The sequence below is a fragment of the Cellulophaga geojensis KL-A genome (assembly GCF_000568425.1).
GTDB lineage: Bacteria > Bacteroidota > Bacteroidia > Flavobacteriales > Flavobacteriaceae > Cellulophaga > Cellulophaga lytica.
In genome coordinates this window covers 14,679-33,019 of the sequence record NZ_ARZX01000004.1, presented here as the reverse complement: position 1 = coordinate 33,019, position 18,341 = coordinate 14,679, and the positions used below count along the sequence as shown (strand labels likewise).

The 18,341-nt window shown below is 31.1% G+C and carries 18 protein-coding genes; 8 read left to right on the top strand and 10 right to left on the bottom strand.

Features of this window, described 5'->3' with window-relative positions; translation table 11 throughout:
• Window positions 1–10: 10 nt before the first annotated feature.
• The gene (locus KLA_RS04735; RefSeq protein WP_034644379.1) at window positions 11–445 is read left to right on the top strand and encodes a hypothetical protein; all 435 of its coding nucleotides are present in this window, start codon (window positions 11–13) and stop codon (window positions 443–445) included.
• 75 nt (window positions 446–520) lie between these two features.
• Here the strand turns inward: KLA_RS04735 and KLA_RS04730 are convergent, their stop codons facing one another.
• Window positions 521–1,732, bottom strand: coding sequence for an RsmB/NOP family class I SAM-dependent RNA methyltransferase (locus KLA_RS04730; protein ID WP_034644377.1), 1,212 nt, complete (start codon window positions 1,730–1,732; stop codon window positions 521–523).
• 281 nt (window positions 1,733–2,013) lie between these two features.
• Here KLA_RS04730 and KLA_RS04725 point away from each other — a divergent pair, with 281 nt between their 5' ends.
• Window positions 2,014–3,042 carry a WD40/YVTN/BNR-like repeat-containing protein gene (locus tag KLA_RS04725; RefSeq protein ID WP_034644376.1) on the top strand — a complete coding sequence of 343 codons (1,029 nt, stop codon included), beginning with the start codon at window positions 2,014–2,016 and terminating at the stop codon, window positions 3,040–3,042.
• Between the two features lie 14 nt (window positions 3,043–3,056).
• On the opposite strand, the gene KLA_RS04720 is transcribed toward KLA_RS04725, so the two are convergent.
• From KLA_RS04720 to KLA_RS04690, 7 genes are read right to left on the bottom strand one after another with little or no spacing between them, the layout of a single operon-like run.
• Window positions 3,057–3,506: a hypothetical protein gene (locus tag KLA_RS04720; protein WP_051456041.1), complete on the bottom strand. Its 450-nt coding sequence runs from the start codon at window positions 3,504–3,506 to the stop codon at window positions 3,057–3,059.
• Window positions 3,496–4,023 carry a hypothetical protein gene (locus KLA_RS04715; RefSeq protein WP_034644374.1) on the bottom strand — a complete coding sequence of 176 codons (528 nt, stop codon included), beginning with the start codon at window positions 4,021–4,023 and terminating at the stop codon, window positions 3,496–3,498. The genes KLA_RS04720 and KLA_RS04715 overlap by 11 nt, the downstream gene beginning before the upstream one ends.
• Before the next feature lie 33 nt (window positions 4,024–4,056).
• Complete coding sequence (locus KLA_RS04710) at window positions 4,057–4,596, bottom strand: RNA polymerase sigma factor (RefSeq protein WP_034644372.1); 540 nt, start codon at window positions 4,594–4,596, stop codon at window positions 4,057–4,059.
• A 52-nt stretch (window positions 4,597–4,648) separates the two neighbouring features.
• Complete coding sequence (locus KLA_RS04705) at window positions 4,649–6,478, bottom strand: ABC transporter ATP-binding protein (RefSeq protein WP_034644370.1); 1,830 nt, start codon at window positions 6,476–6,478, stop codon at window positions 4,649–4,651.
• Window positions 6,478–8,187: a phospho-sugar mutase gene (locus tag KLA_RS04700; protein ID WP_034644369.1), complete on the bottom strand. Its 1,710-nt coding sequence runs from the start codon at window positions 8,185–8,187 to the stop codon at window positions 6,478–6,480. The genes KLA_RS04705 and KLA_RS04700 overlap by 1 nt, the downstream gene beginning before the upstream one ends.
• A 30-nt stretch (window positions 8,188–8,217) precedes the next feature.
• Entirely contained in the window at window positions 8,218–9,168 is a 951-nt protein-coding gene (locus KLA_RS04695; RefSeq protein WP_034644368.1) for a glycosyltransferase family 2 protein, read from the bottom strand.
• 37 nt (window positions 9,169–9,205) lie between these two features.
• A complete protein-coding gene (locus KLA_RS04690; RefSeq protein WP_013622123.1) occupies window positions 9,206–9,724 on the bottom strand; it encodes a DUF4199 domain-containing protein in 519 nt (172 codons plus the stop codon).
• A gap of 171 nt (window positions 9,725–9,895) precedes the next feature.
• On the opposite strand from KLA_RS04690, the gene KLA_RS04685 reads away from it, so the two are divergent.
• From KLA_RS04685 to KLA_RS04665, 5 genes are all read left to right on the top strand, one after another.
• Window positions 9,896–10,147: a type B 50S ribosomal protein L31 gene (locus tag KLA_RS04685; RefSeq protein ID WP_013622124.1), complete on the top strand. Its 252-nt coding sequence runs from the start codon at window positions 9,896–9,898 to the stop codon at window positions 10,145–10,147.
• An 89-nt stretch (window positions 10,148–10,236) separates the two neighbouring features.
• The gene (locus KLA_RS04680; protein ID WP_034644367.1) at window positions 10,237–11,412 is read left to right on the top strand and encodes a GlmU family protein; all 1,176 of its coding nucleotides are present in this window, start codon (window positions 10,237–10,239) and stop codon (window positions 11,410–11,412) included.
• A gap of 95 nt (window positions 11,413–11,507) precedes the next feature.
• Window positions 11,508–11,993 (top strand): SixA phosphatase family protein, encoded by a 486-nt coding sequence (locus KLA_RS04675; protein WP_013622126.1) that lies wholly within the window; start codon window positions 11,508–11,510, stop codon window positions 11,991–11,993.
• The gene (gene ppk1 / locus KLA_RS04670) at window positions 11,986–14,061 is read left to right on the top strand and encodes a polyphosphate kinase 1 (RefSeq protein WP_013622127.1); all 2,076 of its coding nucleotides are present in this window, start codon (window positions 11,986–11,988) and stop codon (window positions 14,059–14,061) included. Before KLA_RS04675 ends, ppk1 begins: the two co-directional genes overlap by 8 nt.
• Before the next feature lie 10 nt (window positions 14,062–14,071).
• On the top strand, window positions 14,072–14,968 hold the full coding sequence (locus KLA_RS04665; RefSeq protein WP_013622128.1) for a Ppx/GppA phosphatase family protein: 897 nt from the start codon (window positions 14,072–14,074) through the stop codon (window positions 14,966–14,968).
• Between the two features lie 3 nt (window positions 14,969–14,971).
• Here KLA_RS04665 and KLA_RS04660 read toward each other — a convergent pair whose 3' ends face one another.
• The gene (locus KLA_RS04660; RefSeq protein WP_013622129.1) at window positions 14,972–15,553 is read right to left on the bottom strand and encodes a tRNA-(ms[2]io[6]A)-hydroxylase; all 582 of its coding nucleotides are present in this window, start codon (window positions 15,551–15,553) and stop codon (window positions 14,972–14,974) included.
• Between the two features lie 453 nt (window positions 15,554–16,006).
• Here KLA_RS04660 and KLA_RS04655 point away from each other — a divergent pair, with 453 nt between their 5' ends.
• On the top strand, window positions 16,007–16,732 hold the full coding sequence (locus KLA_RS04655) for a ThuA domain-containing protein (RefSeq protein ID WP_013622130.1): 726 nt from the start codon (window positions 16,007–16,009) through the stop codon (window positions 16,730–16,732).
• Window positions 16,733–16,796: 64 nt separating this feature from the next.
• Here KLA_RS04655 and KLA_RS04650 read toward each other — a convergent pair whose 3' ends face one another.
• Entirely contained in the window at window positions 16,797–18,188 is a 1,392-nt protein-coding gene (locus KLA_RS04650; protein WP_034644364.1) for a hypothetical protein, read from the bottom strand.
• Window positions 18,189–18,341 lie beyond the last annotated feature (153 nt).

Below are 18,341 nucleotides of genomic sequence, written 5' to 3'. Positions count from 1 at the left end.
ACCAAATTTTATGAAAAAAGTACATTTTTTATTTACAGCAATTTTAATGACAGTAACATTTACTGTTGTAGGGCAAGAGAAAGAAGTTACAGAAAAAGAAAAACTATCTTACTATGAACAAAGAGCTAAAGAAGATGCCGCTTATGAACAGTCTACAGAAATAGCTGTAGAAGATGAGGAAGAATTTTGGGAAGACCAAAAGGCATATGAGAAAAACTTAAAGAAAAGAGATAGAAAGGCTTATAAAGCGTATATGAAGGGTAAGAGAGATGCGTATGCAGAACACGCTGCACATTGTGATTCTCACTGTCATCATAGTGACCATTACCACAGTCATGCTACGTTTTATTATAGCTATAATAATTACAGAAGAGCTCCAAGACGCTCAACTGTAGTAAGGACTAATGTTGGCGTTAGAGTACCTAGCGTTAGGATTGGATTATAATTGATAATTTGTATTTGGGAACGAAAAAGTCGGCTGGTTAGAGCCGACTTTTTTTATGTTGTATTGTTAGGCGTATTATTTTTTTTCTAATAAAGCCATATAAAAACCATCATAACCAGAGTCAGATGCATAAACTTTATTTTCTTTAACAAGGGTAAAATCTTTACCTGCTTCTGAGGCTAAAAATGCTATAACTTGGTCGTTGTTTTCTTGTGGTAAAATAGAACAAGTGGCATATACCAGTTTTCCTCCAGATTTTACTATTCTACTATAGCTTTGTAAAATTTCTTGTTGTGTTTTTGTAATCTTATCTAAAAACTCTGGTTGTAATTTCCATTTAGCATCCGGATTACGTTTTAGTACACCAAGACCAGTACAAGGAGCATCAATTAAAACTCGGTCTGCACTGTTGTACAGTTTTTTTATTACTTTGGTAGAGTCTATTTCTCTAGTTTCAATATTGTGTGCGCCATCTCTTTTTGCACGTCTTTTTAATTCTTTTAATTTATTGCCATAAATATCTAAAGCAATTAATTGCCCTTTGTTTTCCATTAAAGCAGCAATGTGCAATGCTTTTCCTCCTGCACCAGCACAAGTATCTACTACACGCTGCCCAGGTTTAACATCTAAAAAGTGACCAACTAATTGTGAAGACGCATCTTGCATCTCAAACATTCCTTTTTTAAACGCTTCTGTTCTAAAAACATTAGCTCTTTCTGTAAGTGTTAAAGTATCTGGATATCCTTTTATAGGATTGGCAACTATATTTTCTTCTAATAAAGCTTTTTGTAAGTTGGCCTTTGTTGTTTTTAAAGTATTTACTCTTAAAACTACTTCGGCTTGTTTATTTAAAGCGTTAATTTCTTTTGTCCATTTTTTATCACCTAAAGCTTTTTCTCCAACTTCATCAATCCAATCTGGTATAGATTCTTTAAATTTTCTAATTTTAGACAATTCATCAAATCTTCCTTTAATTCTTCTTGTAGGTGTTGGTTCAATTTGTTTCCAGTCTGGCAATTCTATGCCTTTTAAAACAGCCCAAACAGCCCAAATTCTAAACAGGTTAGGTCTGCTATATGGAGCTTTTACTTCGGCAATTTCTGTATATAATCTTTTCCAGCGTACAATTTCATACGTGGTTTCTGCAATAAAACCACGATCTCTAGATCCCCAACGTTTATCAAATTTTAAAACTTTTTCTACAACCTTATCTGCATATTCATCTTCATTAAAAATAAGGTTAAGTGCGTCTATTACCGCAAATACTAAGTTTCTGTGTAACTTCATTTTTACTTTTTATTGTTTTTATTTTCTAGGAGTTTTTATGTAAAACTTTAAACTAGAATTTATATAAGTTTTAAATTTATGTTGTGTAATTTTTAAAAAGATAAAACACTAACAATTAGTTTAAAAAAAATATGGCTGCAAAGGTATTGTTTTAGAAAGGAATACACTTATTTTTGATGAAATATATATGTGTAAATAGCTATTTTAGGCTGTATCTACGTATTTAAATAGTAAATACTTATAATGTAAAGTATTTGTAGAATACACAAAATTAGAAGAAAATGAAGAAATTAGTAGTAGCAATTTGTGCTTTAGCCCTTTTTGCTTGTGAACAAAAAAATGAGGTTAAACCTTTTACCTCTGTTGTAGTAAAAGACGTTTATACTAAAAATGTAAGTATTAGAGCTATTGAGGTTTTAGATGGTAGTGTAGGTTTTGCGGGTAACAATGGTGTTTTTGGCTCTGTAGATTTAAAAACAAATAAGGTAATAACCAATGTGCAAAAATACGATACTATTTTACCTGAGTTTAGAGCTGTTGGTACAACTGGAGCAGATTTTTTTATGTTATCTGTAACTAACCCAGCTTTATTATATAAAACAGGTGAAAACGGAAAAATGGAATTGGTTTATACCGAAAAAGGTGATGGCGTTTTTTATGATGCAATTAACTTTTGGAACTCTAAAGAAGGTATTGCGGTTGGCGATAGTGTAGATGGTTGCTTATCTGTTATTGTTACTAGAGATGGTGGTAATAGTTGGAATAAGATTGCGTGTAATAATTTACCTGAAGGTATTGCTGGTGAAGGTGCTTTTGCAGCAAGTAATACCAACATTAAAATTGTAGGAGATAAAACTTGGATAGCTACCACTAAAGGTCGTGTTTTTTACTCTGCAGATAAAGGAACTACTTGGGATGTATTTAGTGTACCAATGACAGGTTTGGGAGAAACACACGGAATTTTTTCTTTAGATTTTTATAACGAAAATTTAGGTTTTGCTATTGGAGGAGATTTTACAAAGCCAGAACAAAACATTAAAAATAAAGCAGTAACCACAGATGGTGGTGTAACCTGGAGTTTAGTTGCAGATGGCAAAGAACCAGATTATAAAAGTTGTGTGCAATTTGTACCAGAGCGAAATGGTAATGAACTAGTAGCTGTAGGTTTTACAGGTATTGCATATTCTAGAGATAAAGGACAGACGTGGAAAGAGTTGTCTAAAGAAGGTTTTTACACCATTAGGTTTGTAAATGATACCCTTGCTTATGCAGCAGGTAAAGACCGCATATCTAAATTAATTTTTAAATAATAAAAAAGGAAAGCTTATTGCTTTCCTTTTTTATGTTTGTCCCTGTATTCACGTATTAGTCTGCGTTTAAAGTCTTCTTCTAAACGAGCAAGTTTGTATGTTTTTCTATAGTTTAATACTTTGCTTATTTTAGCATAGTATGTTTTGGTAATGTCTACTTTTTCTTTTTCAAACTCTATGTAAGTTTCTAGTAAATGTTTAGAGTCTTCTTCAGATAAATTGTTGTAGTCATATTTTCTTTTTAAGTCTCGCCTGTCATCATATAGTTTATGAAGTTCTTTTTCAAACTCATCATAAATAGGCCAAAAACTTTTAGCTTCATTGCTAGATAGTTCTAATTGCTCTGTAAAAAAAGCAACCTTTAAAGATTTAATTTTTTCCCAGTCGTTTCTTTGTCCATAGAAAAACGTAGTTCCTATAAAGAAAACTAGAATAGTTATTAATGTTTGGATTTTATTTTTCATCTTCATCTAAATAAATACCTTGTATGTCTATACCATTGTTAGACTCCAAATAGTTCATAATTTCATCTTCGTTAATTTCACTTTCTGTAACGTCAGACACATTAATATCATCTATTGATATTATTTGTGCTAGGTCGTAGGTAGGGAAATCAATATCATTTTCATCAAAATAGCTTTCAATATCTGAGGCAGCTATGTCTTGAAAAGATATAGGGGTAGAACTGTTGTTAAAAACTACTGCAGCAATTAAAATAGCTACTACCGCAGCAATGCTAGATGTTGCGTATAATCTCTTTTTAAAAGAACTTAGTTTTATAACCTTAGGTTCTGTTTTTTGGTTTAGTTTGGTTTGTATATTTTGGTGTATACTGTCAAAATAATTATCTGGTACTGTAAAGCCTTCTTTTTTAGGAATAGCGCTTTGTTCCTGAGCAATAGTATTGTTCAGTTTTGCAGAGAAATTATCTAAATAAGACTCTGGCATTTTAAATCCGCTATTTTTTGGTAGGCTTTTCATACTTATTCTTTGACTGTCAATACTCTAAATGGTTTAATTACTTTTTAAATAATTTTCAATTTTTTTTGCTGCTTGATGGTAAGATGCCTTTAAACCACCAACAGAAGTGCCTAGTATCTCTGATATTTCTTCGTATTTTAATTCGTCAAAATATTTCATATTAAATACTAATTTTTGCTTTTCTGGTAATGTGCTAATTGCTTTTTGTAGTTTTAATTGTATTTCGTCACCTTCAAAATAAACATCAGATTGCAAGTTCTCTAATAGTAAATCTTGTAATTCGTGGCTTGTAACACCAAGCATTTTAGATTTTGTTTTTAAAAAAGATAAGGATTCATTAGTAGCAATACGGTATATCCAAGAAAACAGTTTGCTTTCGCCTTTGAACTTATCAATATTTCTATACACTTTTATAAATGTATTTTGTAGCACATCATCTGCATCATCATGGTTAAGTACAATTTTACGTATGTGCCAATATAACCTTTCTTTATAGGTATCAACAAGAATCTCAAAAGCTTTTGCTTGAGAGTTTTTTTCTTTTAGTTGATGTACTAAAGTTTCTTCGGTCATCAATAGTGTACTATTTGTGTATTTGACTTAATTTATACAAAAAGGTTTAATGCTAAACGTCAAATGATTGCATATCTACTAATTTTTTGTAGACGTTGTTGTTGTTTATTAGCTGTGTATGTGTGCCTTGCTCTACAATTTCTCCTTTTTGTAACACCACAATTGTGTCTGCACTTTGTATGGTAGACAACCTGTGAGCAATTACAATAGAGGTTCTGTTTTGCATCATTTTTTCTAATGCGTCTTGTACCAAACGCTCGCTCTCTGTGTCTAAAGCAGAGGTAGCCTCATCTAAAATCATTATTGGAGGATTTTTAAGTACTGCACGTGCAATAGATAAACGTTGTTTTTGTCCGCCACTTAGTTTATTTCCGCTATCACCAATGTTAGTGTCATAACCATTTGGCTGTTCCATTATAAAGTCGTGTGCGTTTGCAATTTTTGCAGCTTCAATAATTTCTTCTTCAGTTGCATTTGTTTTACCTAATGCAATATTATTTTTAATGGTGTCATTAAACAAAATAGAATCTTGTGTAACTAAGCCCATTAAATCTCTAAGTGACTTTTTAGTAAGGTCTTTTATGTTGTCATCATCTATAGCAATTTCGCCTTCGTTAACATCATAAAAACGTGTAACTAGGTTTGCAATGGTACTTTTACCGCTACCAGACTGACCAACAAGTGCTACGGTTTTTCCTTTGTTAACTGTTAAGTTAAAGTTTTTAAGCACGTAATCATCCTCGTACTTAAAAGATATATTTTTTAGGGTTATGTTTTTATTAAACGCTTCCTTAGCAATTGCGTTTTCTTTTTCAGCAATAGGATTTTTAGTCTCTAAAATCTCTAATACACGCTCTGCCGCAGCATTACCTTTTTTAACACCGTATGATGCTTTACTTATAGCTTTTGCAGGAGTAAGTATTTGGTACGCAAGTCCCATATAGGTAATAAAAAGTTCTGGTTCTATACTTTTTTCAACCAAAACCATTTGTCCGCCATACCAAAGTAAAATGCCAATTACACCAATGCCTAAAAACTCACTAGCGGGTGAAGCTAAGTTTTGTCTGTTTAATAGGCTATTAGAGAATTTAAAAAATCTGTTGGTTGATTTTTGAAACGTACCTGCAAAAGTTTGTTCTGCATTAAATGCTTTTATTACGCGTAAGCCCCCTAAGGTTTCTTCTAAAATTGATAAAAATGTACCTTGTTCTTTCTGTACTTTATCAGATTTCTTTTTTAACGATTTACCAATTAATGAAATAATAAAACCAGAAATAGGGAGAAAAATAAATACAAAAATTGTTAGTTGGGCGCTAAAGGCAACCATCATTGCAATGGTAAAAATAATAGTAAGTGGCTCTCTAACTGCTAATTCTAAAACAGATAAAAAAGAGTGTTGAATCTCTAAAACATCAGAAGTTATACGTGCAATAGTATCTCCTTTTCTTTTTTCAGAATAATAAGATATTGGTAGTTCTACAGTTTTGTTATATAAAGCATTTCTTAAATCTTTTAAAACACCGTTTCTTAAAAAAGCGATAAAATACATAGCTAAATAGCCAAATAAGTTTTTTAAGAAAAACATACCTATAACCAAACCAACCATTAACATTAAAGCGTCTCCTTGGTTACCGCTGCCAACATTTTGCGTAATGTAATAGTTTAAATAATTTATTGTGTAATCTTTAATTTCTGTGATACTTGTCCACTCTGGAGCAACAGTAATAGATTCTGTTTGCCCAAATAATACAGATAGCATAGGAAATAAAGATACCATTGCTAGCGTGCTAAATAAAGCGTAAAAGATATTAGAAATTATGTTTAGTATTGCGTACGTTTTATAAGGCTTTGCATATACTAGTATTTTTTGAAAATATTTCATTAATTTAAATTCAGTTCTTTTAGAATTCTGTTTATTTTTTCTTCTAACTGTTTGTTTGCAACAGAAAAGTCTTCCGCTTTTTCTAAATTGGTATTTACACTAAAATAGAATTTTATTTTAGGCTCTGTACCACTTGGTCTTGCAGCCATTTTTGTTCCATCTTCTGCAATGTATATTAGTACATTAGATTTAGGAATGTTAATTTCTTTTTCTTCTCCTGTAATTACATTTTTTGCTGTAGATGTGTTGTAGTCTTCTATCCATTCTACTTTAGAACCATCTATAGTAGTAACAGGATTGTCTTTAAAATCTACCATCATTTGTTTAATCTCTTCAGCACCAGAAGCGCCTTTTTTGGTTAAAGAGACTAACTTTTCTTTGTAGAAACCACAGTCAACATAAGTAGCTATTAAATCTTGATAAAAAGAGCTACCATTTGCTTTTGCGTTTGCGCCAATTTCACAAGCCAATAGGGTAGAGGTAACCGCGTCTTTATCTCGTACAAAATCGCCCACCATAAAACCAAAGCTTTCTTCGCCACCACCAACAAAATATTGGTTAGGTGCGTCTTTTATCATTTTAGCTATCCATTTAAAGCCTGTTAAAGCAGTTTTGCATTCTACTTTATATAAATCTGCCAACTTGTTCATCATTGGTGTAGAAACAATAGTAGAACCAATAAACTCATCTCCAGTAAACCCTTTTTGTTTGCGTTGTTCTAAAAGAAATTTAGTCATTAAAACCATAGTTTGGTTTCCGTTTAGCAGTTCTAGTTTACCTTCTAAATTACGAACAGCAATACCTAGTCTGTCACAATCTGGATCTGTACCAATAACCATATCAGCTCCAATATCTTCTGCTTTTTTTATGGCTATAGACAATGCTTCTGGTTCTTCTGGGTTAGGAGAAACAACCGTAGGAAAATCACCATCTGGTTTAGCTTGCTCTTCAATAACTGTAACATTAGTATAACCAGCACGCTTTAAAACTTCTGGCACAGCAGTTATAGACGTACCGTGTAAAGAAGTGAAAACAATTTTAAAGTTGTCCTTATCTTTTGCATTAAAACTACCATTTTTTACAGATGCACTTAAAAAAGCTTCATCTACTTCTGTGTCAATTAACTCAATTTTAGTTTCATTAGCATTAAAGTTAATTTCACTAAAATCTAACTTATTTATTTCTGCAATAATTTCTTTGTCTTGTGGTGGTACAATTTGTCCGCCATCTGTCCAGTATACTTTGTAACCGTTATATTCTGGCGGATTATGAGAAGCTGTTAGCACAATACCAACGTGGCAGTTTAAATGCTTAACAGCAAAAGATAAAGCAGGAGTGGTTCTTAATTCAGAAAATAAATAGACTTTTATATCATTTGCAGAAAATACCTCTGCAACGGTTTTGGCAAGTGTATCACTATTGTGTCTACAATCGTAAGCTATAACAACTTTTAAATCTTCATTAGGGTATACTTTTTTTAAATAGTTGCTTATACCTTGTGTGTTTTTCCCTAATGTGTATTTGTTAATACGGTTAGTACCAACTCCCATTACGCCTCGCATACCACCAGTACCAAACTCTAGGTTTTTATAAAAACTATCGTTTAATTCTTCTGTGTTGTTATTTATTAAATGCTCTACTTTTGTTTTAGTATCTGAATCAAAAGTAGCCGTTAGCCAAGTTTTTGCTGTGTCTAAAATAGAACTCATTTTTAATGGTTTTAAGTGGTAAAATATATTTTAGTTGATATTTAATTTTTCAGAAATAGAATATCTTGTTTCATTTTTTTTAGATCGTACAATTATTTCTCCTATAAAGCCGGCTAAAAATAACTGACTACCCATAACCATAGCGGTTAAGGCAATGTAAAATTGTGGTCGTTCTGTAATTAATCTGCCAAATCTATTAAGAAAAAGTTTATCTATACCTAAATAAAGTGCAAATCCAAACCCAATAATAAACATTAGAGCGCCTAAAGCACCAAACAAGTGCATTGGTCTTTTTCCAAATTTAGATAAAAACCAAATAGTAATTAAATCTAAAAAACCATTTATAAAACGTTCCATACCAAATTTAGTACTTCCGTATTTACGTGCTTGGTGTTGCACAACTTTTTCATCAATTTTAGTAAAACCTGCATTTTTAGCAAGTACAGGAATATAACGATGCATTTCTCCAGAAACTTCTATGTTTTTAACTACCTCTTTTTTATAGGCTTTTAATCCACAATTAAAATCGTGCAGTTTAACACCAGATGTTTTTTGTGCTGCCCAGTTAAATAATTTAGAGGGTAAGTTTTTAGCAATTACAGAGTCGTAACGCTTTTTTTTCCAACCAGAGATAAGATCAAAACCATCTTTAACAATAAGGTTGTGAAGTTCAGGAATTTCTTCTGGATTGTCTTGTAAATCAGCATCCATAGTAATTATAACATCACCTTTTACAGCTTTAAAACCTGCATGTAATGCTTGTGATTTACCAAAGTTTTTTAAAAAACGTATGCCTTTTACATTAGTGTTTGCAGCAGAAAGTTCTGAAATAATCTTCCAAGAATTGTCTGTACTACCATCGTCTATAAAAAGTATTTCATATAAAAAATGATTGGATTGCATTACGGATACAATCCAATCATGTAGTTCTTTTAAAGATTCTTCCTCGTTTAAAAGAGGAATAACAATAGATAAATTCATAAGGTACTCTTGAAAATATATTCAAAAGTACAAATTCCTAAATTGTTTCTTGCTTTTTTATTAAGAATGCAGGAATTAATGAAAGTAGAAACCCTGCAACTATACTATAAAGAAGACCAAATAAGATCTGCATTACAGGGGTTTGAAAAGGTTTAGACATTTCTATATTAGCTTCTATTTGTTCCATAGATAAACCAGATTCTAAAAGCATTCCTTTTTGATATTCAGTTGCTTTAGCCATAAAATCAGGGTCTATTACACCTGCAAGTATTTGGTTAAATATTACGCCTATTATGCCACCTATTAAGCTAATACCTACACCTACTTTTAAAGCTTGACCTACAGATATGAATCCTCCGTTATCTTTTTTAAATTGTACCATACCTATTATGATAAAAGCTAAAGACAATAGAACACTAATTAAAAATACCATTGCGCCTCCTTGGTAATGCATATCTAGTGAAAATAACATTAGTACAAAGGCAATACTAATACCGCCTAGCATTAAACCATATTTTAAAGCATATTTCCCTGTTTTTGGTGTATTCTCTTCCATTTTAATTTTTGTTTTTTGGTTGTTATATTATAAGTATTCATTTTATTAATTTTGTTACAGAAAAAAACGAGTTATTTTTTTATTATTTTTTTTACTTTAATATTGTGGTTTTCATAAAAAAGCGTATTTTTGCACCGCTAAATTTATTTAGAAGAATTAAAGTTTTAAAAAATGAGAAAAGGTATACACCCAGAGAATTATAGATTAGTAGCGTTTAAAGATATGTCTAACGATGAAGTATTTTTAACTAAATCTACAGCAAATACAAAAGAAACATTAGAGGTTGATGGTGTTGAATACCCATTAGTAAAATTAGAAATCTCTAGAACATCACACCCATTTTACACAGGTAAAGCTAAATTAGTAGATACTGCTGGGCGTATTGATAAATTTAAGAACAAATACAAGAAATTTTCAAAGTAATAATTTCTTTACAATAATATTTAAAAAGTCACTTTTCAATTAGTTTTGAAACGTGACTTTTTTAGTTTAATACAAAATACTTTAGTCTTATGAATTATATTTTATTTGATGGTGCTGCAAGAACAGCTTTGTTGCCTTTTACTTATACTAGACCTGTTGCAGAAATTAGAATAGGAATACTTACTATTAGAGAAAAATGGGAAAAGTTTTTAGGGAGCACTACAAGTACAATAACAGAAGACTATTTAAGTGATAAGTTTCCAATGGTAGAGTTAGAGGAAAATGTAATGATTAATTCTTCATACTTGCCTAACCCTAGTTTGGTTGCTTTAATAGAAAACTTAAAAGAAAACCAAGTCATATATCATAAAGATAATATTGTTGCTTTTTTTGCAAAAGAAGCGCAGGAAGAAGTAGATTTTAATTCTTATGAAGAAATCTTTTTTGAGGAAGACGTACTAACTGTTGAAAAAACTTGGGATATCTTTTCTAAAAATGAAGCTGCTTTACAAGCAGATTTTGATTTGGTAACTGCTGGCAGAAAAAGTGCTGCAATATCTAAAACTAATACACTTATAAACCCCGATAATATTTTTATTGAAGAAGGTGCAAAAGTGGAGTATTGTATGCTAAATGCAACAAAAGGACCTATTTACGTAGGTAAAGATGCTGAAATTTGGGAAGGCGCTATGGTACGTGGTCCGTTGGCATTGTGCAACAATGCAGTAATAAAAATGGGAGCTAAAATATACGGAGCAACAACTATTGGGCCTTACGGTAAAGTTTGTGGTGAGGTTAGTAACTCTGTTATTTTTGGCTACTCTAGTAAAGGTCATGAGGGGTATTTAGGAAACTCTGTTTTGGGAGAATGGTGTAATATTGGTGCAGATTCTAACAACTCTAACTTAAAAAATAATTATGCTAAGGTTAGACTTTGGAATTATGATAGCGAAAGCTTTGAGCAAACTGGCTTACAGTTTTGTGGCTTAATGATGGGTGACCACAGTAAAAGTGCTATAAATACAATGTTTAATACAGGTACAGTAGTTGGTGTAAATGTAAATATTTATGTGCCTGGTTTCCCTAGAAATTTTGTTCCTAGTTTTAGTTGGGGTGGTGCATCTGGTTTTACAACATACGGTACTAAAAAAGCTTTTGAAACTGCTAAAATTATGATGGCAAGGCGTAATGTTGAGTTTACTGCAGAAGATGAAGCTATCTTGACTCACGTTTTTGAAGAAACAAAAAAATGGAGAAAAGATTAAAAAATAATTAAGAACCATTAATACTTTAAGTTAAATCTAATAAGTTTTTGTATTTTTCCATTTAATTTTTTAATCTATAGTAGCATTAAAATTAAATGAAAAAACTTACCCTAATTCGTCACGGAAAATCCTCTTGGAATTACGATGTTTCAGACAGAGATAGGCCTCTGTTAGAACGTGGTATTAATGATGCTTATTTGGTTGCTAGCGCACTAAAAGAGCCGGTTATAGATGCTGTCTTTTCTAGTCCGGCTAATAGAGCTTTGCATACATGTAATATCTTTTTAAGAGTTTTAAATATACCTTCTAACGAGCTACGCATTTATGACGAGCTTTATGATTTTTCTGGAGAGCACGTTATCAAGTTTATAAAATCATTAGATAATAAATTGCAGAACGTTGTAATTTTTGGTCACAACCACGCTTTAACACACATTGTAAATATGTATGGTGATAAAGTAATAGATAATGTGCCTACGTCTGGATTGGTAGAGTTAAGTTTTAATATTTTAGATTGGAATGCTATTGCCAAAGGTAGTACGCAGAATGTAATATTTCCTAAACAGTTAAAGAATGATTAAGTCAAAAAATCAATACATAAATAGAGAAATTAGTTGGTTAAGTTTTAATGCACGTGTACTGCAAGAAAGCGCAGATACTAAAGTGCCTTTAATAGAAAGATTACGTTTTTTAGGTATATTCTCTAATAATTTAGATGAATTTTTTAAAGTACGTTATGCAACTGTAAAGCGTATTGTAGATGCTGGTAAAACAGGTAAAAGTGTTTTGGGAGGAGAAAAAGCAAAAGATTTATTAGAAGAAATTACCAAAATTGTAATTAAGCAGCAAACTAAAAGTTTAAAAATTCTTGGTGATATTGAAAAAGAATTAGAATCAGAAAACATATTTATCATTAACGAAAAAGAAGTTAGTAAAAGTCAGGCCGCTTTTATTAAGACTTACTTTATGGAAAAAGTTAGTCCGCGTTTAATGACTATTGTTTTAAATGATTTAAGAGAATTTCCTTTATTAAAAGATACTGCGGCTTATTTGGCCGTTAAAATGGTATTAACCAGTTTGGATGGTGCAGAAGAGGTGCCAGAAAATAAATACGCTTTAATAGAAATACCAAAAGATATAGACCGCTTTGTGGTGCTACCTAAAGAAGGTGATAAAAACTACATCATTATTTTAGATGATTTAATTAGATATTCTTTACGTCATATTTTTAATATGTTTACTTATGAGTCTATATCTGCACATATGATTAAAATAACTAGAGATGCAGAGCTAGATATAGATAACGATTTAAGTAAAAGTTTTATTGAAAAAATATCTTCAAGTGTAGAGCATCGTAAAATTAGTGATCCTGTGCGTTTTGTTTACGATAAAAGGATAGCAAAAGATACGTTGTCTTTTTTAATGGAGAAAATGGGGATTGAAGAAACTGATAGTATTATTCCTGGTGGTATTTACCATAATCGTAGGGATTATATGAAGTTTCCTAGTTTAGGACGTAAAGATCTTATGTATGATAAAATAACACCTTTATTAGTTAAGGATTTTAATTTTGAAGGCAGCATATTAGAGCAAATTGCAGAGAAAGATCATTTGCAGTATACTCCTTATCATACTTTCTCTTACATTACTAAATTTTTAAGAGAAGCAGCTTTAGATCCGCAAGTAAGAACTATAAAATTAACAGTTTATAGGCTTGCTAGTAACTCTCAGGTAGTATCTTCATTAATTAACGCTGTTAAAAATGGTAAGCAGGTAACGGTCCAGATAGAGTTGCAAGCCAGGTTTGATGAGCAAGCAAACATACAATATGCAGAACTTTTACAGGCAGAAGGAGTTAAACTTATTTTTGGTGTACCGGGCTTAAAAGTACACAGTAAAATATGTTTAATAGAAAGAGAAGAGAATGAAAAGTTAAAACGCTATGGCTTTATAAGTACCGGTAATTTTAATGAGTCTACGGCTAAAATTTATACAGATTATACACTTTTTACGGCGCATTCATCAATATTAAAAGAATTAAACAAGGTTTTTGATTTTTTTGAAACTACCTATAAAATTAATAAGTACAAACACTTAATAGTTTCTCCTCATTATACAAAAAATGCTTTTAAAGCGTTAATAGATCAAGAGATTGAAAACGCTAAAGCAGGTAAAGAAGCCTACATAAAACTTAAGATGAACAGCCTAACGTCTTATAAAATGGTAGACAAATTGTATGAGGCTAGTAATGCAGGTGTAAAAATACAGCTAATTATTAGAGGTGTTTGTTGTTTAATTCCTGGAGTAAAAGGAATGAGTGAGAATATTGAAGCCATAAGTGTTGTAGATAAGTTTTTAGAGCATACTAGGTTATTTGTATTTGGTAATAATGGTAATCCTAAAGTTTATATTTCGTCTGCAGATTGGATGACACGTAACCTTGACTTTAGAGTAGAGGTTGGTTGCCCTATTTATGATGAAGACATAAAAAAAGAATTACTAGATACGTTTGATATTTCTTGGAATGATAATTTAAAAGCTCGTATTTTTTCAGAAAAGCAAGATAATGCATACCGTAAAAATGATGCGCCTGAGTTACGATCTCAGTTTGAATTATATAATTATTACAAGAATAAATTAAGTAAATAGATTTTTTATTTTGAAGATTTTTAAGCTTGCAGCAATAGATATTGGCTCTAATGCCATAAGGCTGCTTATACATAATATTATAGAAGCTAAAGACAAGAAAACCGAATTTAGGAAAAGTTCTTTGGTTAGGGTTCCTATACGTTTAGGTGAAGATTCATTTACTGTTGGTGAAATATCTGACCGTAATGTTGAGCGTATGATAGATGCTATGAAGGCTTTTAAATTATTAATGAATGTTAATGGAGTAGAAAGTTATATGGCTTGTGCAACTTCTGCAATTAGAGAAGCTAATAATGGGTATGAGGTTATTGAAAAAATACGAGAAGAAGCTGGTGTTAATATAGAGGTTATAGATGGCAAAAAAGAAGCTGCTATTATAGCTTCTACAGATTTAAAAGAACTTATTAATAATGACCAAGCATATTTATATATAGATGTTGGTGGTGGTAGTACGGAGTTTACTGTTTTTTCTGAAGGAAAATTAATAGCATCAAAATCTTTTAAAATAGGTACTGTTAGGTTACTTAATGATATGGTTGGAGCAAAAGTATGGAGCCAACTTGAAGAATGGATAAAATTGTATACTAAGGATTTATCTAAGGTGTCTATAATAGGTTCTGGTGGTAATATAAATAAACTACATAAAATGTCTGGCCGAAAAATAGGAGAACCTTTATCTTATATTTGGCTTAATGCTCAGTATCATTTTTTAGAGAGTATGTCTTATGAAGATAGGGTTTCTGAATTGGGTTTAAATCAAGATAGGGCAGATGTAATTATACCAGCCACACGTGTATTTTTATCATCAGCAAAGTGGTCTGGAGCTAAAAAAATACATGTGCCTAAAATAGGCCTTTCAGATGGTATGATTAAAACTTTGTATCAGAAAAACAAAGACTCTATCTAATGTTTATCCGTGTACGTTACCAGTTGCTCCTAAGTTTTTCATTAGGGTAGCTTCATACTCAAGCAAATCTTGCCATTTTTGGTCTACTTCATCACGGTCTCCATATTGTCTAGCAAAATTTAAAAACATAGTGTAATGTCCTGCTTCGCTTACCATTAATTTTCGGTAAAACTCAGCAAGCTCTTTATCTGCTAATTCTTCAGAGAGTAGCCTAAAACGCTCACAGCTACGAGCTTCAATTAATGCAGCATATAAAAGTCTGTGTACTAATTGTGTGGTTCTACTACCTCCTTTAGGAAAAAACTTTAATAAATCTACTACATATTTGTCTTTACGGTCTCTGCCTAATGTTTTACCACGAGCAATAATTCTATCATGAACCATTTTAAAATGCCCCATTTCTTCTCTAGTTAAAGCAACCATCTCTTGTACCAACTCTGTGTACTCTGGAAAACTAACAATTAATGAAATTGCTGTTGCAGCAGCTTTTTGTTCGCAAAAAGCATGGTCCGTTAAAATGTCATCAATGTTTTTTTCTACAATATTCACCCATCTTGGGTCTGTAGGAAGTTTTAAGCCTAGCATAGCATTTGTTTAGTTTGCAAAAATAATAATATTGATTTGTATGTAAATAAAAAAGACATATTTTCTAAGGTAGAAAATATGCCTTTTAAAGGTTTTGGTTGATTAGTTATTTTAAATATAATGTTTACTTTAAAAAACACTTGTTATTGTAACAGGTTACAAGAGTTGGTGTATTTGTTAAAATTATACTAAAGCTTAAATGTAACATAAATCATTCAATAATGAAATAAAATATAAAAAAAAGTAACATATTTGTACTATTTGTTAAATCACTTAACGCGCTTTTTTTAGTTAAAACTCTTGTTTTTAAGTGTTTAAGTGTGTTTTATTTTTGTTTGTGTACTTGTGGTAATTAGCTTGTGAGGTAACAGATTAAAAATAACATACTTCCCTTTTCATAAATTTACTAACTTACGGTAAATTAATAGTAACCAATTTATAACTAACTATTTTATGAAATCTATATTTTTTAAAGCTTTTATATTCTTATTTTTAAGTATTTCTTTTTTTTCTTGTGGTTTACAAAGCCCTAAAGTTCTTGTTTTTACAAAGACCGCTGGTTTTAGGCATGGTTCTATAGAAAGTGGCGTTATGGCTTTGGAAAAAATGGCTAAAGAAAAGCATTTTTTAATAGATACTACAGCAAATTCTGCAATGTTTACAGAGGCTAATTTAAAACAATACAAGGCAGTTGTGTTTTTAAATACTACAGGTGATATTTTAAATGATGAAGAGCAAAAAGCCTTTGAAAAATATATTAAATCTGGAGGTGGTTACGTGGGTATACATGCAGCTGCAGACGCAGAGTATAATTGGCCGTGGTATAACAAACTAGTTGGAGGTTATTTTAATGGGCACCCTAAGGTGCAGAAAGCTACACTACAAGTTATAGATAGTACACATTTGGCTACTAAAATGCTAAAAGGTACTTGGGAAAAAGTTGATGAATGGTACAATTACAAAGATTTAAATAGAGATGTAAATGTGTTATTAAACTTAGATGAAAAGAGTTATAACGGAGGTAAAAATGGAGATTACCATCCTATGGCTTGGTATCATGATTATGATGGTGGTAGAGCTTTTTATACAGGACTAGGACATACTAACGTAACATTTAAAAATCCTGTTTTTTTAGAACATTTATATGGTGGTCTAAAATATGCAATGGGAGAGGAGTAAGTAGAATATTTAATTGTAAAAGCGTCTAGTTTGTTAACTAGACGCTTCTTTTTTTTAAACTTTTTTAGTTGCAATTACCTTCTTCAGGTTTTTTAACTTTAGGACAGCCTTTTATTTCACTACTTGGATAAGTAAAAAAGTCATTTAGCTCAAAATCTTCATTGGTTTTAGTAATTCTTCCTATAATTATTTCATAGCAACCTCCATCACTACCATTAGCGCAATCAGCGTTAGAGCTAGCATTATTTCTAACAGCACTTATAGATGTACCTGTAACACTTTCATCATCTGGATTATAGCATTTTTCTATTAGTTCTTTTCGTTTATCACAGCTAAAATATTTATAATCTTTACCTTTAACTTGTGCTCCGTAGCCACCAGTAACTGTTACGTCTCCAATATAAGATTTACTGTCAAACGTACCTAAATTATTTACACCATTAGTATTGTTATCTAAAAAGCCGGCAGCTATTTGTACTGCATGCGTAGAGTTTGTAGCAATAACTCTTTCTACATCTACTCGTCCTTGATCTACTCTATGTGGAGAAAAGTTCATAGCGGCATCGCCATTTTTTACGGTAATATCTCTAACAACAATATCGTCTACAGTTTTTTCGTTTAACATATTTGTTTTTGCAGCACCAGTTTCTACTCTCATTGTAATACCGCCTTCACCACTTATATTTTTACATAAAATACTTCTGCCGGTTTGCATTTGTATAACTCCATAACCAACATGCATATTAGTCATAAAAACATTTTTTATAACACCTTTTGTAGATACTTCATTTGTTTTTGAACTAGCAGGTAGATTTAAAACAATATTTGAAAACTTAGAGAAGCTGTCTGTTAGCGTTATGCCAGATAATTTGAAATTTTTCACATTACCAAATTCCACTAATTTAACACCACCGTATTCTCCATTAGGAATATTAAACTGAAACCAGGTGCTTCTGTCAGTGTTATCTTCGTCTAAGTTTGTAATTGAAACATTTTCTAAATAGAAATCTTCACCAACAACAAAAATGGTTATGTTTTTGTTTTTAATGTTTCCGCTTAAATCGGGCTCTATTATAGCTTCAGGATCTATTTTTAAGTGTATATTAGATCTAAGTATAATATCTCTTAAGCAGTAATTCCCTTTTGGAATTCTAATAACACCGCCACCATCATTAGATAATGATTCTATTTCATTATTTAATATACCACTATCTAATGGATTGCAATTACCATTTAAGGTTGCTACAAGTTCTTTATTTGGAATTTTATCTTTATAAAAACGTTCTTCGTTATCTGTTAATCTATCATTTGTAGTTTGACCTACGTAAACAAGAGGATCGTTATTTGATATTGGGTCTTCTTTTTCATTGGTGTCATCATCCTTATTAGAGCATGATGTTATTATATTAATTGCTAATAATATAATAATAATTGACTTAAAATTGTTTTTCTTCATTTGTGTATTTTTAATTTTTCGCAAATTAAAAACAGTACTAATAGCAATTTGTTTCTATTAGTTTATTAGATGTATTTGTAAGTAAAAAACTATTAATTATTAAGTGTAACTGTTTATTTTAGAGGAGTTATTGCGTTGTCCCTAGTTTGATTG